General features: G+C 39.7%; 11 protein-coding genes. 2 read left to right on the top strand and 9 right to left on the bottom strand.

Annotation, left to right across the window (positions count from 1 at the left end; translation table 11 throughout):
* Positions 1-186 precede the first annotated feature (186 nt).
* The 7 genes from KR50_RS07915 to KR50_RS07885 all read right to left on the bottom strand — a co-directional run bounded on the left by KR50_RS07915 (position 187) and on the right by KR50_RS07885 (position 12,410).
* On the bottom strand, positions 187-1,536 hold the full coding sequence (locus tag KR50_RS07915) for a TrkH family potassium uptake protein (protein ID WP_041057095.1): 1,350 nt from the start codon (positions 1,534-1,536) through the stop codon (positions 187-189).
* A 513-nt stretch (positions 1,537-2,049) separates the two neighbouring features.
* Positions 2,050-2,841: a TerC family protein gene (locus tag KR50_RS07910; protein ID WP_041057094.1), complete on the bottom strand. Its 792-nt coding sequence runs from the start codon at positions 2,839-2,841 to the stop codon at positions 2,050-2,052.
* A gap of 276 nt (positions 2,842-3,117) precedes the next feature.
* Positions 3,118-4,206 (bottom strand): SDR family oxidoreductase, encoded by a 1,089-nt coding sequence (locus KR50_RS07905; RefSeq protein ID WP_041057093.1) that lies wholly within the window; start codon positions 4,204-4,206, stop codon positions 3,118-3,120.
* Between the two features lie 76 nt (positions 4,207-4,282).
* Positions 4,283-7,381, bottom strand: a complete 3,099-nt coding sequence (locus tag KR50_RS07900; protein ID WP_041057092.1) for an efflux RND transporter permease subunit — start codon at positions 7,379-7,381, stop codon at positions 4,283-4,285.
* Between the two features lie 315 nt (positions 7,382-7,696).
* Positions 7,697-9,097, bottom strand: coding sequence for a Na+/H+ antiporter NhaC (gene nhaC / locus KR50_RS07895; RefSeq protein ID WP_052476890.1), 1,401 nt, complete (start codon positions 9,095-9,097; stop codon positions 7,697-7,699).
* A gap of 408 nt (positions 9,098-9,505) precedes the next feature.
* On the bottom strand, positions 9,506-10,471 hold the full coding sequence (locus tag KR50_RS07890) for an EAL domain-containing protein (RefSeq protein ID WP_156969489.1): 966 nt from the start codon (positions 10,469-10,471) through the stop codon (positions 9,506-9,508).
* Between the two features lie 370 nt (positions 10,472-10,841).
* Positions 10,842-12,410, bottom strand: a complete 1,569-nt coding sequence (locus KR50_RS07885; protein ID WP_041057089.1) for a peptide chain release factor 3 — start codon at positions 12,408-12,410, stop codon at positions 10,842-10,844.
* 329 nt (positions 12,411-12,739) lie between these two features.
* Here KR50_RS07885 and KR50_RS07880 point away from each other — a divergent pair, with 329 nt between their 5' ends.
* Positions 12,740-13,546, top strand: a complete 807-nt coding sequence (locus tag KR50_RS07880; protein WP_041057088.1) for a DUF4397 domain-containing protein — start codon at positions 12,740-12,742, stop codon at positions 13,544-13,546.
* Between the two features lie 125 nt (positions 13,547-13,671).
* Here KR50_RS07880 and KR50_RS07875 read toward each other — a convergent pair whose 3' ends face one another.
* Complete coding sequence (locus KR50_RS07875; RefSeq protein ID WP_041057085.1) at positions 13,672-13,911, bottom strand: YueH family protein; 240 nt, start codon at positions 13,909-13,911, stop codon at positions 13,672-13,674.
* Between the two features lie 140 nt (positions 13,912-14,051).
* On the opposite strand from KR50_RS07875, the gene KR50_RS07870 reads away from it, so the two are divergent.
* Complete coding sequence (locus KR50_RS07870) at positions 14,052-15,263, top strand: NupC/NupG family nucleoside CNT transporter (RefSeq protein ID WP_041058136.1); 1,212 nt, start codon at positions 14,052-14,054, stop codon at positions 15,261-15,263.
* 67 nt (positions 15,264-15,330) lie between these two features.
* Here the strand turns inward: KR50_RS07870 and KR50_RS07865 are convergent, their stop codons facing one another.
* Positions 15,331-16,794, bottom strand: a complete 1,464-nt coding sequence (locus tag KR50_RS07865; RefSeq protein ID WP_041057084.1) for a UDP-N-acetylmuramoyl-L-alanyl-D-glutamate--2,6-diaminopimelate ligase — start codon at positions 16,792-16,794, stop codon at positions 15,331-15,333.
* Between the last annotated feature and the right edge of the window lie 49 nt (positions 16,795-16,843).

Here is a 16,843-nt window from a genome sequence, read left to right as displayed (position 1 = left end):
TAAGCTAATATCGTGAAGCAATCTTTTTTATTTAGAAATTTATTAACTATCCAATATGAAATTTAGTGCTTCGTTGTGCTGCAGCGATGTGTTCTCTTTTCCAAGTGTTGAGAACTTCATCCACTTTGATGAACACTCTGTTTTAAAACACAGGGACCCGGTGCGCTTATTCCCCACTCCTAATAATTAGCCAATAATTACTCTTTCTTTTGGATAGTGGTATTTTGCTTTTTTGTTGTTCCCGCCGATCATAAACAAAAATGATATGAGTCCTACTCTACCAATAAACATTAGAACCATAATTATAAATTTACTTGGTGTGGATAAGTCAGGTGTAATACCCATAGACATACCTGATGTTCCGAATGCAGACGTTACTTCAAACACAACTGAAATAAAGTCATGAGCATCAAATACCATGATCAAAAGAACTGAAACGATCGCCATGAAAGAAGCAAGTATGATGACGGCATAAGAGCGGTATACATCAATTAAATGGACCTCGCGTCCAAATACTTGTATTTGATTATTTCCTCTTGAAAAATGAATCAAAAATAAAATCGCAATAGCAAGCGTCGTCGTTCTGATTCCTCCTCCTACGGAACTTGGAGAAGCACCAATAAACATTAATAAGCTTAAAAGAATTTGTGTAGGCTCTGTAAAGGTGCTGACATCAATTGTTACAAGCCCTCCTGACCTTGTGGATGCAGATTGAAAGAAAGAATAGAAAAAGGCTTTATGCCAGCTAATGCCTTCAAAACGCTGATTAAATTCTATTAAAAAAATAAATAATGTACCCAGCACCAATAAAATACCGTATGTAATCGTGGTTAATTTAGTAAACAGAGAAAAACGAAAATTGCCTGTTTTATTTGATAGAAATTGCTTCAACTCGATTAATACAGGGAACCCGATCGCGCCGAGTATAATTAATAAAATCGTTACCGTTTGAACAAAATAATCATCGGCATAAGGCAGCAGGGATTGTCCCGTAATGTCGAAGCCTCCATTAGTTGTAGCTGAAACTGATGCAAATACCCCCTGGAGCAAAGCTTCCTGGATGGAATCGTAAAATTGCGTGAAGTAGACAGCAAGCAGCAGTGCACCCGCAGCTTCGATCAGAAGAAGAATTTTTATGATTTCAATAATCAGTTTAACTACACCTGATAAGTTGTATTGATTATGGTCAATCATAATTAATTGTCTTTCTCTTAAACCAATACGCTTACCTACTAACAGCCAGACAAACGTTCCTAATGACATAATCCCAATTCCGCCCAACTGTAGAATTAAGATCATCATTAAAAAACCGAACGTCGTGTATGTTTCGGATATGTTAACTACCGTTAAGCCGGTTACACTTACTGCACTGACTGCTGTAAAAAGTGAATCAATTAAAGAAATATATTCGCCATTTTGATGGACGCCCGGAAGCCGCAGCAAAACAAAAGAAAGACTAATGGCAATAAAATAATACAAAACAATTAATTGAAACGGCTTTAATTTTCTAATTTTGATTTTTATTTTTGACCACATAGATTAAATCCTTTCACATACAATAGTCTATTGATAGCTTAGCTGATTTTTGACATAAAAGGAATGAATAAATGAAAAAGCTTAAGAAAACAACATCTTTTTATTATTATGCCCCTTTTTCAGCCAAATCCCCAGTCATGTCTGTTTAAAACCTAGCGGGGACTTCGGCTTGTGTGACTTCCCTTCTATTCCATACTGCTTCACCACTTGTTCAATTTTAAAATAATCTTTCCAGATATCAAATCGATAATAAAAGTCAAAATGAAAAAGAGCTCGGGACAAAATGTCTCTCAAGCTCTTTGACCGGTTCACTTCGCTTCAGGTGGACGCTTTCCCCAAAGGACGGCTGCTTTGTCCCTCCTCAGGCTACACCTTAGGGGTCTCAAGCAAGCGTCAAATCCTGCTGGGCCGCCACCTTCCGCTCTGATCACCTCATACGTATGATCTATACTTCCTCTTTATTATCCTTGTGTTCAGTTATGTCCCACCCTCAATGTCCATACATCATTTTATTCAGACAGAAAGGTCTTCTACATTCTCCTGACTGCCTTTTTTCTTTGCAAGAATATATCCGCCAACTGCAATGACTACTAATACGCTCCAGAAAATGATTTTCCACGGAGTCGAATGTGGGAAATGCGTATCGATAATGGCAAGTTCTGGATGCCCCAGCGTTAGAACGGCAAGCTTAACTCCAACCCATCCGACGATTAAAAATGCGGTTGTTTCAAGTAAAGGATACTTGCCAAGCAGACGAACAAACCAATGCGCAGCAAACCGCATAATAATTAAACCGATCAATCCGCCTAGAAAAATTACAATAAATTGTGCTCCATCTATTCCGCCTATTTCAAATGCTCCTACTGCAGGCAGGGTCAATGCCAGTGCAACTGCAGCAAGCATTGAATCGATGGCGAAGGCAATGTCTGCAATTTCAACCTTCAAAACAGTCATCCAGAAGCCTGAGCCTTTTGTTTCTTTTTTTGCTTTCTCAACATCCGTAAGTTCCACTTTAGAAGAACGCACCTGTTTCACAATATGGCTTATTGAAATATATAACAGATAAATCGCACCTAGTGCTTGAACCTGCCAAACATCAATTAAAATGGCAATTAAGAACAGAGACGCAAATCTAAAAATAAATGCCCCAAATAACCCATAAAACAATGCTTTCTTTCTTTGTTCAGGAGGTAAGTGCTTAACCATCACTGCCATAACAACTGCATTATCTGCAGCAAGTATTCCCTCTAAACCAACTAAAATCAGTAAAACCCATCCATACTCTAATAATAAAGCTGCATCCATTGTTTTTCCTCCTTTATTTCATTGTCACCAATTACATGGGGGGGATATGCAGAAACATACAAAAAAGACCTTTGCCTAATAAAAGGCAAAGGTCTCGCTAAGCATAAATATGCCATTAGGGCCGATGGTTTCTAACGCCATGTAATGACGGCCTGTAATTAGTCATTGTAAACAATGACCATAGCTACTCCCCCTTGACTGAATGTCAAAGAAATATTTGATTTAATTCATTATATCATCATATGGAAAATTGTATACATCTGTTTGAAACATTCTTTATTTTATAGGAGGATGCAATTCCTTATCCTGCTTATGTTGTTCATAATACTTTACCATCGCATCCAGTGTTTCAATGAAATCCGGGCATTCAATCAAAGAGCCGGCCAGATCCTGTTCCGTTTCATCCTGAACAAATCTTCCCATATATTGAAAATAGTCCAGCGCCTGTCTTTCTACCCCTAAGTATTTTCTTACGATAGAAAGGCTCAAAAGTTTATCTGTCAACGAAAATGGGATCGTATACGAAGGTTTTTGAGCTGTTTGAGCGAGCATCATAAACCTGAAGATTTCTCTTGCCGGATAAGCGTGAGGGTCCGTAAGATGGTAGGTCTTTCCTGCACCTGCAGTTGAACGACCAAGCCAGTCCGCAGCCTTTGCTACATAATCTACCGGCACAACATTCAGTTCTGCACTGCTTTTTCCAATATAGGGAATAGGTCCAAATTTCTTCAATCGGTCAATCATATTCATTAAATAATAAGGACCATCAAATTTAGTCGTTGCTCCCTCGCTGTCTCCTCTTACAATAGAAGGCCGTAAAGTTGTGATAGGGATCTCCTTTTTGTAGTTTTGAACTAATACTTCCGCTTCGTACTTTGTTTCTTCATAGTAGTTCCTGAATTGATAAGGACGCAGTAACTCATCAGACCTGATTGCTCCTTCTCTTTTCCCTGCAATATAAGCTGTGCTGAAATAGACATAGCGCTTCAAGCCAGTGATATTTCTAACCCATTCGGTCACATGATATGTACCCGTTACATTTACTTTATAAGCCAGTGCCTTGTCAACAGCCAGATCATAGACCGCTGCTAAATGCCAGACGTATTGTATCTGATCCTGAAGATGCAATTTCATTGGCAATGGCAATCCCAAATCGGTTTTTGTTATGTCTCCTTCAACAACATGAATAGTCGATTTGTTACTTGCTTCCCGAAGTAATTTTTCAATTTTTTCGTTTGCTTTCTTTAACATTGAAGGAAGCACCAGTACATAGATTCGTTTTTCCTCGCTATCTGATAGCCATAACTTTAATAGTTTTTCACTTATAAAACCAGGAAATCCAGTTACAAAATATCCATTTTTCATCGCATTAATCCCCCCTTCTTTTAATAGTAAAGATAATAAATGAGGGGTTCAACCATTTTGGTTGAACCCCTTTCATTTAATTCTCTTTCACTGGCGAATTTTTTCTTCTTTTTTTACGATTCATCTTTCTTGTTTCAGGATCTAAGAAGCTGTAGACAATTGGAACAATGTAGAGCGTAAGGAAGGTAGAGCTTATAAGCCCGCCGATCACAGTAATCGCCATCGGCTGGTTAATTTCCGTTCCTTCTCCAATTCCAAGTGCCAGCGGCAGAAGCCCTAGAATCGTTGTCAGTGCAGTCATTAAGATTGGCCGCACCCGGTCCCGAACAGACGTGACAATAGAATCGTAACTTGACATACCTTCAGCTTTCCTTTGATTAATATAATCCACTAATACTATCCCATTGTTCACCACAATCCCTGACAGAACTAACAAGCCAATGATTGCCGTTACACTTACCGGTGTTTGAGTCACGATAAGTGAGATTGCTACACCAATAACCATTAGGGGAACTGTAAACATGATAACAAACGGATATTTAAAGGACTCAAATTGTGCAGCCATTACAAAATAGACTAAAATGATCGCAAGCACTATGGCTAAAAGCATATCATTTAATGAATCATCTAATAGTTCTCTGTCTCCACCGAACACAACGTCTGTTTCATCTGCAAGTTCAATATCAGCTATAATTTCATCTACTTCGCTTGAGATTTCCCCCAGGTTCGTTCCGGATGAATAAGTAACTGTAAATCCTACAGCAGCCTGCTGATCAATACGCTGAATAGATACAGGGCCCTCTGCTATTTCAATGTCAGCAAGCTCCTGTAATTCAACAAACTGTCCGCTTGGTGCACGTAAAGAGAGTGTTCTTAACCCCTCAAGTGTATTTGCTACTTCTTCTTCATACTGCACGAAAACACTATAGACTTGAGAGTTTTCAGAGATAATTTGTGTTGCTAATGCACCTCTGGTTACATTGTTTACGGACTGAGCGATTTGAGCAGGGGCAAAACCATATTCCTGCGCGCTTTCCCGATCAATCGTTAACTGAACTTCCTCTACTGTATCTTCCAAATCAGTCTCAACTTCTGTGATGGACTCCGATTGGAGCAGTGCCGTTTCAATTTCATCAACTGCCTCTTCCAAACGTGGTTCACTTGTATCTCTTACTGAGAAGGATAGCGTCTGCGGTGAAGAACCTGTCGCTGTTTGCAGATCGGCTGATACCTCTGCTGTTTCATTGACTTCAAGCGCTGCATCTTCAATTCTTGGTGAAATGTCCTCGATAAACTCGAAAACTGATACGTCGCGATCATCAAGTGGAATCATTTTTACAGATATATCGGCAATACTGCCATCCGAACCTCCATCAAAGGATCCTTGCTGCAATGCACCTACCTGACTAACGTACACCTCAACTGCTTCTTCTTTTTTCAGTTCATCTTCGATCGCTTCTACGACTCGGTCTGTTTCATCTAGTGCTGTACCATTTTCAAGTGACACACGGATGCTAAAGAACCCTTCATCAGTAGCGGGTAAAAACTGTGTTCCAACGGTTGTGATACCCACTCCGCCTCCAACTAAGAGAAGCAAAGTCAGCAGAATTGGCGCCCAGCGTCTACGAAGTGCCCATTTAATTGTCTTTTCAAAGCCTCTCATAAATGAAGTCTGTTTACGTTCCGCTTCAAAGTTTTTAGGCGGCTTTTTAAGCATTCTGCTCGCAAGCATTGGAACGACCGTAAGAGCAACTACTAGTGAAGCGAATAAACTGAACGAAATCGTTAAAGCAAATTCAGTAAACAGGTCTCCAATTAATCCTTCAATGAAGATTACGGGTATAAACACCGCAACGGTGGTTAGAGTTGAGGCCGTGATGGCTCCAGCTACTTCCTTCGCTCCATCTTTTGCAGCCGTCTTAGGATCTTTTTTCATAGACAAATGCCTGAAAATATTTTCAAGAACTACTATGGCATTATCCACAAGCATACCAATTCCAAGCGCAAGTGCACCAAGAGTAAAAATGTTTAATGAGAAATCAGAGAAAAACATTAAAACAAATGTAACGATAACCGAATAAGGAATCGCTACTCCTATAATGATCGGACTTTTTACGTTTCTTAAAAACAGGAATAAGACAATCATGGCAAATAGTCCACCAATAATCAGTGAATTCCCTATGTTTCCGATTGCCAGCTGAATATAATCCCCCTGGTCAAATAAAACATCAGCGGTAATTGATTCATATCGATCTTCTTCCAGTAAGCGGTTAAGTTCGTCCTGGAATGCAGTGGATACATCTGCTGTGTTTGCGTCTGACTCTTGTAAAACACTTATCAGGACCGCTTGTTCATCATTTGCCCGCGTAATAACATCAGAATCTTCCTCGCCTAAGTTTACCTCTGCAAGATCACTGACTAGTATATTTTCTCCGTCCGCGGGATTCACGGTAACTACAAGATTTTCTATGTCTTCTACTGAAGTAAGCGTGCTTAAAATTCTGGTGGTTAGATCTTTCCCTTCTGTTTGGACCGTATCACCAGGAAACGAAATATTATTGGACTGAATCGCATTTAAAATGTCCGATTGCGTAAGTCCATACTCTTCAAGCTTTTCCTGGTCCAATAAAATACGGACTTCTTCTGACAATGAGTTGGATACATCCACGCTCGCGACACCGTCAGTACGAGTTAATTCCAACTCCAGTTCTTCAGCCAGTTCTCTTATGTCAGCCGAATCATCTGAAGATCTTAGACTAAGCTGAATAACAGGGAATTGAGATGGATCAAATTTCAATACACGTGGTTCATTCGCCCCTTCAGGCACTTCCACCTGCTGAACTGCCTGCTGAATATCACCTTCTACCTCATCTATATCTGTGGCAAATGTGAATTCAAGAAAAACCAGGTTTGATCCTTCTTCTGACGTTGACTGGACATTTTTTAATCCCGGCAGCAACGCTAACTGTGATTCAATCGGTTTGGTTACTTTTTCAAGAACTTCTGTGGGGCTTGCACCCGGATAAGAAGTAACGACAACTGCAACCGGAGGGTTTATATCCGGAATAAGTTTGATTGGGATTCTTGTTAAAGAAATAGTCCCAAGTAAAATTACTAGCAGCATGGTGACAATAGTAAAAACTGGTCTTCTTACCGAAAAATTACTGATATTCAACCGAAACGCTCCCTCCGCTGGACTGCATAAGATATGTCCAACTATCATACTATGTCTATTTACTATACTGACTACTGTGTCGTTATTCAATATTTAAAGCGGTCGTTCACAATATAAACAAAATTACAAACCCGGTTTTTAATAACAAAACCAGGATCATGGAACCGATCTTTAAGGACTTATTGAACGAACCCCACTTACTGCCTAAAAACGGGAAATTTAAAGTGAGGATGAATCACCACTTTAAGATAAAAAAATCCCCAAAGGACTCTTTGCCTTTGGGGTATTTCACTAAACTGTTAAGTAGACTCCACTTTATGTTAGGGAGCTTTTTTCTTTTGTCCGGTACGTAATGGTCCAACCTGTCAGACAAAAAATAATCGTTAGTATAGGGCAAAGCAGACAGAACAACGCAAAAGGCAAGTACTCAAGGGTTGGAACACCAAGAACGCTTGTAATAAAAACTCCGCACACTCCCCAAGGCACCAGCGGGTTAATGACTGTCCCCGCGTCTTCCAGTACTCTCGATAAATTCTTTCTTTCAAGACCTAAGTTATCGATGGGTCGTTTAAATGATTCTCCTGCTAAAAGGATAGATAAATATTGTTCTCCCACGGCTACATTTATGCCAAATGCTGTGCCTGCAGCGGATAGAAGCGTAGTAGAAGACTTTTTTAATGTATTTTCCATTAAAGAGAGTAATGTATTTATAATGCCCAGTTTAAATAGCAGTCCTCCAAGTCCCAGTGCGAGTAAAACTAGTGAGACGGTAAAGAGCATGGATTGCAGCCCTCCCCTTGTGAGCAGCGCGTCGATTTCGTCTATTCCTGTGCTGGCAATATATCCTTCCATTAAAATAGCTGCCAAGTTTTGATACGAAGTGTATGTGTGAATGTAAGACAAACATATACTGAAAAGAATGGTCAAAGCCAGTGACACCATTGCAGGCACTCTTTTTATCGCCATAACAAGCAGCCCTGCGATTGGCAGCAGGGAATACCAGTGAATAAGACCGGTATCTCTGAGTCCGTTTTTAAGCAGTGCCAATTTCTCTCCCGATATTAATTCCTCAGTTGCCGGAGAAAGAAATCCGAAAGCAATCAGGGAGAGGATAAATGCCGGGACTGTTGTCCAGGCCATGTTTTTTATATGGTCAAATAAATCCACTCCTACGACTGTTGAAGCCAAATTGGTTGTGTCAGACAGAGGAGACATCTTATCTCCAAAAAATGCGCCTGAAACGATAGCCCCTGCTGTAATAGGCAGAGAATAGTCTAATGAAGAAGACATCCCAATGAACGCTACGCCCAATGTAGCAGTGGTTGTTAAGGAGCTCCCGACTGAAACACCAATCAGAGCTGTCACAATAAAAACAATCGAGAAATAAAAAGGCCAGTCCGCCATCATCAGCCCGCTGTACATTAATGTAGGGATGGTTCCCGAGATGATAAATGCACTGATAAGCATTCCTATAAAGAAGAATAAGAATACCGCACTTAACCCTGATGCAGCACCGGATGTCATTCCTTGCTGCAGTTCTTTGAAGGAAATATTCTTCCATATTCCAAATCCAAACAAGAGAAGAATGCTGATGACGATTGGAATATGCGGCACAGTTTGAAAGTAAATCATACTTAAACTTATGCTTGTAATAATAGTGAGAATAATGGCAGCCGCTTCACTTTTTGAAGCTTTCATAATTGATTCCTGATTCATACTCCAACCCCCTAAATTAAGCGTTCTAATTCCTTAATCTACTAACAAATACGCTGCCCAAAGCGAGAGCATCATTCCTTTTAAAAATCAGTGTTCAGCATCCGGCACTGATCTTTAATATAACCAAAATAAAAAGAAGAACTTCTTTATCCCTGTTTAAGGAAGAAAGATGTTCTCCGTGGTATCACCCCGGCTGCAATTTATTTAAAACCAAAATCAATAATTGGCCTTAAATATGAAGCACCTAAGCTTTCACCATAAGCATTATTTACACTCGAAAACTCTCTGAAAAAAAAGCTTTTCACTAATTCACTTAAACGCTTTTAAGTGCTAAAGCACTCATTTTATAATAGCATACATACTAATGCAGTCAACCGTTGTTTGTTCATTTACATGGCATAATGTAATTTAAGAAACAAATGAACGCTCATTTATAAGGATCTGAGGCGTTTCAGATGGTTTACCGAAAAGGTAGCCTTGACACAGATCAAGTCCTAATTGCTGACAAACTGCTAATTCTTCTTGACGCTCAATTCCTTCTGCGAGCACCTTTATCCCCAAGTTATGAGATGTCTCGTTAACCTCTTTTAAGAATGCTTGTTTCTCTTCACTTGTATCACAAAAAGAAACAAATGAACGGTCAATTTTTACGTAGTCAGGTTCTAGAAGCTTTAACATCTCGATTGTTGAAAATCCGGCGCCTACATCATCGAGTGCCACTTTAATTCCTTCTCTTTTATAAGTGCTAAACACTGATTTAAGATGGTCTACATCATTGATTTTTTCCGTTTCCACCACTTCAAATACCAGATCTTGCGGATCTATATCGTATTTTTTCACAATATTAAACGTATGTCTTAAACAAAATTCCGGATTATAAATAGTTGAAGGTAGAAAATTAATAAAACTTTTTATGCCCTTTTGAATATATTGCTTCTTCGCTTTAATCGCTTCTTCTCTAGCCCGCTGATCCAATAGTGAATGAAAACCTGTGGAATTTGCTACTTTAAACAGTTCATAGGGAGAAATATTCTCTGAGGGATCTTTAGACCGCAGCAGAGATTCATAAGCATATACCTCTCCTGATTTAACCATTAATATAGGCTGCAGATGACTGACTAAGCTGCCGTTTTGAATAAATTCAATGGTTTCACGATTTTTAATTCGTTTTAAAAATAATGAAAGGTCCATAAATGCTGTTAAATCAGATTTTTGTGCTACACCGCACTGCGCTTCCATAAAACCCATTTTGAACAGTTTTTCTGCAGTCTCTTCCACATCTTTTAAATTTATGTAATCCATCGCAATATAAAAACCCGATTGATAAAATGAATTTGATAGAGACTGAACCTCATTCAGTGAAATGTTCTTCATAAAAAAGGTTCCTTTTTCTTCAAAGTCAACCGACATCCCACATTGAGTACAAAGATAATCCATCCTTTCGACCTACCTTCATATATAGTTAAATAGTATTAATTATTATTCTATACCTTTATAATCTTCTTGAACACCTTTTCGTTGAAAATTTTACAAAATTCAGCGCAAGAAGATTCTATGAAGGCAGGTTCAGGACGAGAACTGCCCACATTTACTCGATTAGGCTCCTTGAAGTGGGAGTTTTCTCCCAAGTTTTAGATAAAAGAAGCCGATTGTCGTTTTATAGACAATCGGCCTTTTATTCGTTGTTGTTGTGGTTTTAACCCAATCCCATGCTCGGTCAGCAGATACACAGCTCAAACTGAACTTAAAGCAGACTATAAAGCTTTATATCCGGATGTTTATCGGAAAACCAGCGCATAGCAAAGTCATTTTCAAATAAAAATACTAAACGGTCATGCCGGTCTTTAACGAGCATGCTTCTGCTTGATGACATAGAATCTTTTACTTCATTTTCATTTTCTATCCATCGGGCAATCTTTGAACCGATATTTTCCATTACAACGTCTACATTATACTCATTTTTCATTCGGTGTTCGAAAACTTCAAATTGAAGCTGACCAACTGCTCCTAAAATAATATCTTCTGTTCTCAGCGTTTTATAAAGCTGAATCGCACCTTCTTGAACGAGCTGATTAATCCCTTTATGGAAATGTTTTTGCTTCATTACATTTTTTGCGGTCACTCTCATAAATAATTCAGGCGTGAACTGGGGGAGTTTCTCAAACTGAAAGCTTTTCTTGCTTTCAGTAATGGTGTCTCCGATCTGATAATTCCCTGTGTCATAAATTCCAATTATGTCACCGCTAACTGCTACATCCACAGTATTTCGATCATCTGCTAGAAAGGATGTAGAAGAAGAAAGCTTAATTGTTTTTCCTGTTCTTGATAATTGAACTGACATCCCTCTTTCGAATTTACCAGAACAAATACGTAAAAAGGCGATTCGGTCTCTGTGAGCAGGGTTCATATTCGCTTGAATTTTAAAGACAAATCCTGAAAATTCTTCCCCTGCAGGTTCAATCGCACCGATATCAGATTTTCTTGGCTGTGGTGATGGGGCAAATTCAAGATACGTTTCTAAAAATGTCTGCACACCAAAATTTGTCAGAGCACTGCCGAAAAAGACTGGAGTAATATCCCCATTTGCCAAACGTTCTTCTGTAAATTCATTTCCTGCTTCCTCAAGCAGCATTACATCTTCAAGTGCCTGGTCGTATAATCCGGATCGCTTAATGGCATGATCACCCTCGAGCTCTCCTTCTTTATTCAACGGCAGAAATCTTTCATGATCCTCTACTCTGAACTGTTCGATTCTTTTGTGGTGCCTGTCATAAATTCCGAGAAATTCCTTCCCCATACCGATTGGCCAGTTCATAGCATAGGATTCGATACCAAGAACCTCTTCAAGCTCCTCCATGATCTCAAGGGGCTCTCTTCCCTGACGGTCAAGTTTATTTACAAATGTAAAAATTGGAATTCCTCTCATTTTACACACTTTAAACAGCTTTAACGTTTGAGCTTCAATTCCTTTAGCAGCATCAATGATCATAACTGCACTGTCTACTGCCATTAATGTACGGTAGGTATCTTCACTGAAGTCCTGGTGACCAGGTGTATCAAGTATATTTACACGCTTATTATCGTAATCAAATTGCATGACAGACGACGTGACGGATATTCCCCGCTGCTTTTCAATTTCCATCCAGTCGGATGTAGCATACTTTCCTGTTTTTTTCCCTTTTACAGTCCCGGCAGCACGAATGGCGCCTCCAAATAGCAGCAGCTGCTCAGTTAAGGTTGTTTTCCCGGCATCCGGGTGGGATATAATGGCAAAAGTTCGCCTTGATAATACTTCATTTTGTAATGTAGTCATTTTATTGTCCTCTCGATCTTTAAACTATACCTCTTAAATGATAGTTGTTCGTTCAGTGGAATGCAAATGTGTATTTTTCTCTGAAGAAGTTTTCATGTTTTTTAGCTGAATGGAGCGATTACTGCTGCGCTTTAATTAATTATATTCCGCAAAGACAGCCTCTGCTTTATTATACCTTACTAATTTCAGCAGACTTCTATAAGATGGTATAAATTATTGGATATTTAAAAAACTAAATTTTCAGCATATTATAAGTTGATGCAAGTGTGTACATGGGTTATAAATAGATTGTACACATCTTGTACAACTACATTAAACGAGGAGAGTGGATGGATTTGAAAAAGTTATTTACTTCACTGTTAGCGGCTGTCATGATGCTTGCGCTTATGGGAGGTGCTGCCCTTGCTGATGATCACAAAGGAGAAGGCTGGGTAAGAGTTTTACACGCTTCACCTGATGCACCTGCTGTTGATGTTTATGTCAATGGGGAAGCTGTTGTTGAAGGAGCAGATTTTAAAGCTTATACCGATTATTTAGCTTTACCTGCAGGAGAACACGAAGTTGAAATTTATCCTGCCGGAGATCAGGAAACTGCTGTCATTTCAGAAACATTAACCGTGGAAGCAGGAAGCTATTATACTGCTTCAGCCATCAACTTTTTAGATTCAATCGAGCTTAATGTCACACAAGATGATCTTATGATAGAAGAAGGAATGGTAAAGGTCCGGGCTGGACATTTTTCTCCAGACGCCCCAACAGTTGATGTTGGTCTTGTAGGAGGAGATGCGGTATTCAGTGGAGCCTCTTTCCCTGCAGTGACAGATTTTGCAGAACTTCCAGCTGATACTTATGACCTTGAGGTACGTACACCAGAAGGAGATCAAGTAATTGATCTTTCCGGAACAGCACTTGAAGAAGGAATGGCATACAGCGTTTATGCAGTTAACACACTTGACAGTATCGAAGCATTGGTACTGACAGCTCCTGCTTCTGAAGCAATGCCGAGTAAAATGCCTGAAGCAGGATTTGGCGGAGCAGCTGAACAAACTAATTCTGTTCTCCCTTACGCTATGACACTTGCTCTTCTTAGCGGTGTGATCGCATTTGCGGTACTTCGTAAGAGAGTATTAAACTAAATGTATAACAAAAACCTTCTTCTGATATTACAGAAGAAGGTTTTTTTTATGGCATTGTTTTTGTTTAAAACCAGATTGCATAGTTAATAAGCCCGTTGTACAAAATATAACGTAAAGCATCTATCTTACATCTCGTTTGTCCACTGAGATATTCGCTGGGCAATATCGCCTGCTTCTTGGGCGTCTGTTGTTTTTTGCAGTGTCTTTTCAAGTTTATTCGTTAACTCCTTACCCAAATCATCATATGTAAATTCAGCCGACCAGAATAAAGCTGGAATAGCTACTAAGATTGATTCTTCTTTTTTATTTTCATGAATAAAAACCTTTCTCTCGGTAGACCCTGATATACTTTTTCTTATTTTCATGGTAAGTTTTCCTCCAGTTGTCAGACATCTGACATTAGTTTGACACTTTTGTGACTATTATTGAAACGCTTGCAATTGCATTGTAAAATGAGTGAAGTGTTTTGACAAGCATGACTAATAGAATGGAGTTGTACAAAGTGATAAATATTCTTTGGGGATTAGCAGGCATTATCGTCGTTTTGGGGATTGCCTTTGCACTTTCATCAAACCGGCGCTCGATTAATTGGCGGCCTGTATTAGTAGGGTTGGCCCTTCAATTAACATTTGCGTTTCTCGTACTTAAAACAAGTCCCGGTAAGTGGGCGCTTGAAAAACTGACATTTGGCGTCAATAATATCATCACATATGCCAATGAAGGAATTGAATTCGTCTTGGGCGGATTCATGTACCAGGATGACAGGATTGTTTTTGCCATAAACGTATTATGCATAATTATCTTTTTCTCGGCACTCATATCCGTTTTATACCACCTGAAAATCATGCAGGTTATCATTAAATTTCTTGGCGGTGGTCTCTCACGGCTGCTTGGTACACGAAAAGCGGAATCCATGTCTGCTGCTGCAAATATTTTCGTTGGACAAACGGAAGCTCCTTTAGTTGTTAAGCCATATATCGCTAAAATGACGAATTCAGAGTTATTTGCTGTCATGACAGGAGGACTTGCCTCTGTTGCAGGTTCCGTTCTAATCGGGTATTCACAGCTTGGTGTACCGCTCGAATATTTATTAGCTGCTAGCTTTATGGCTGCACCGGCTGGATTAGTTATGGCTAAACTGTTTGTTCCAGAAACAGACGACAGACCCGATCCAAAAGATTTGGAAATGGAGGCAGATGCTGAAGCAGCAAACGTGGTGGATGCTGCTGCAAAAGGTGCGAGCACCGGGCTCCAGCTTGTATTAAATGTAGGAGCTATGCTCATTGCGTTTATCGCATTAATCGCATTGTTAAATGGGATTTTAGGCGGTATTGGAGGATTATTCGGCTACGAAAATCTAACCATTGAATTAGTACTGGGCTACGTATTTGCCCCTCTTGCCTTCGCCATTGGAATTCCTTGGAGTGAAGCAATACAAGCAGGAAACTTTATCGGACAAAAACTCGTGTTAAATGAATTTGTAGCTTATGCTAATTTCGCTCCAATGATTGATCAATTTTCAGAAAAAACTGTTGCGGTTATCACTTTTGCTCTTTGCGGTTTTGCAAATGTCTCCTCTCTTGCTATTCTACTTGGCGGCCTGGGAAATCTGGCGCCTGAACGCAGGCCCGACATTGCCCGTCTTGGAGTTCGTGCTGTTATAGCCGGAGCATTAGCGTCATTGCTTTCTGCTTCTATTGCAGGAATGTTTTTCTAAGAAGATCTTCTATTCCATCTAACAAAAAGGCTGTCCCAAGTTCACACATGGGACAGCCTTTTCTAATTTAAAACCGTTCTGATATCACTTCGAGAGCAATTTCTCTATCACTATGTGGGTATTTTGTGTTTTCGATAATCTGGTAATTTTCATGGCCTTTGCCTGCAAAAATGATAATATCATCCGGTTCCGCGATTTCCATTAGATGCCTCACAGCTTCCTCACGATCGCCAATCAAAGCATACTGATCATGCGTCATCCCTTGTCCGAGATCATTCACGATGCTGTCATAGCTTTCAAATCTGGGATCATCTGTCGTAAGAACCACATAATCTGCGAGGGATGCTTTTTCTGCCATCGCTGGACGTTTTGATTTGTCCCTGTTCCCTCCTGTTCCGACCAGAAAAAGAACACGATTCTTTTTAAATGGCATGACGGATTGGATCGCTTTTTCAATTGCATCCGGAGTGTGGGCATAGTCTACATAAATGGATAAAGGTGCCTCCGTATGAACTCTTTCCATTCTTCCTGAGATTGGAGGAACCTCTTTTAAAATCTCAACCAGTTTTTCCACCCGCTCTCCTTTTGCGTAAAGAGTAGCAAGAGCGGCTAATATATTGGACACATTAAAAGTTCCCAACAGCTGTGTTTCAACTGTATAATTACCCTCTGGAGATTCCAGTTCAAATCGAGTTAAATCGTCCATGTAATGAATATTTTTCGCCCAAAAATCCGCTCTTTCTTTCATGCTGTATGAAATAACTTCAAATGGCGTCATCTGCGAATACGTGTCATACCACTCATCATCCTGGTTAATGACTGCGTACTTTGGTTTTTGCAGGTTTTGACCGAGCTGAGAAAACAGCAGTCCTTTCGCATAACCATAATGTTCCATCGTTCCATGAAAGTCGAGATGATCGTGACTTAAGTTTGTAAACGTTACGACATCGAAGTCTACGCCTGATAATCTTCCTTCCACCAGGCCATGGGATGAAACTTCAAATATCATATTAGGTATGCCAAGATCCATTGCCTGAACCATCATGCGCTGAGTTGTAATAATATCACTCGTCGTGTTGGCACTTTCATGCAGAGTTCCATCGAGATCAAATCCGATCGTTCCGGACAATGCAGATCTTTCTCCCCCTCGTTTAATGAGCTGATGAATCAGGTTCGTAACGGATGTTTTGCCATTCGTTCCTGTTACACCCAGCACATTCATCTTGTAAGAGGGGTATGAATAAAAATGGTTTGCTATAAAAGCAAGCGCTCGTGAAGTGCTTTTAACGATTACCTGCGCCGCCTGGTCAGTCCCCAAATCAAGCTCCTTTTCGGTAACAACCACAGTCGCTCCATTTTCAACAGCCAATTGCGCGTAATCATGTCCGTCAGATGTGTGGCCTTTTATGCAGACAAAAACGGAATCAGGCTTGACCTCTCGAGAGTCTGCCTCAATATAAACTACTTCCTCAGGAAGTTTTCCAATGATTGTTTTAAGTTTTAATTTATCGAATAGGTCATTAGTCTTCATTATAATTCCTCGCATTTTTCTTAGAATCTATTTTTATGAATTTACCTAA

The sequence above is a fragment of the Jeotgalibacillus campisalis genome (assembly GCF_000829515.1).
Classification (GTDB): domain Bacteria; phylum Bacillota; class Bacilli; order Bacillales; family Jeotgalibacillaceae; genus Jeotgalibacillus; species Jeotgalibacillus campisalis.
The sequence above is the reverse complement of the archived record's forward strand: the minus strand, read 5'-3'. Positions and strand labels throughout refer to the sequence as shown.

Bases quoted from the DNA above. Each gene is read 5' to 3' on its own strand.
- KR50_RS07915 (WP_041057095.1), bottom strand. From the start codon at position 1,536: ATGTGGTCAAAAATAAAAATCAAAATTAGAAAATTAAAGCCGTTTCAA.
- KR50_RS07910 (WP_041057094.1), bottom strand. From the start codon at position 2,841: ATGGATGCAGCTTTATTATTAGAGTATGGATGGGTTTTACTGATTTTA.
- KR50_RS07905 (WP_041057093.1), bottom strand. From the start codon at position 4,206: ATGAAAAATGGATATTTTGTAACTGGATTTCCTGGTTTTATAAGTGAA.
- nhaC (WP_052476890.1), bottom strand. From the start codon at position 9,097: ATGAATCAGGAATCAATTATGAAAGCTTCAAAAAGTGAAGCGGCTGCC.
- KR50_RS07890 (WP_156969489.1), bottom strand. From the start codon at position 10,471: ATGAAGAACATTTCACTGAATGAGGTTCAGTCTCTATCAAATTCATTT.
- KR50_RS07885 (WP_041057089.1), bottom strand. From the start codon at position 12,410: ATGACTACATTACAAAATGAAGTATTATCAAGGCGAACTTTTGCCATT.
- KR50_RS07880 (WP_041057088.1), top strand. From the start codon at position 12,740: ATGGATTTGAAAAAGTTATTTACTTCACTGTTAGCGGCTGTCATGATG.
- KR50_RS07875 (WP_041057085.1), bottom strand. From the start codon at position 13,911: ATGAAAATAAGAAAAAGTATATCAGGGTCTACCGAGAGAAAGGTTTTT.
- KR50_RS07865 (WP_041057084.1), bottom strand. From the start codon at position 16,794: ATGAAGACTAATGACCTATTCGATAAATTAAAACTTAAAACAATCATT.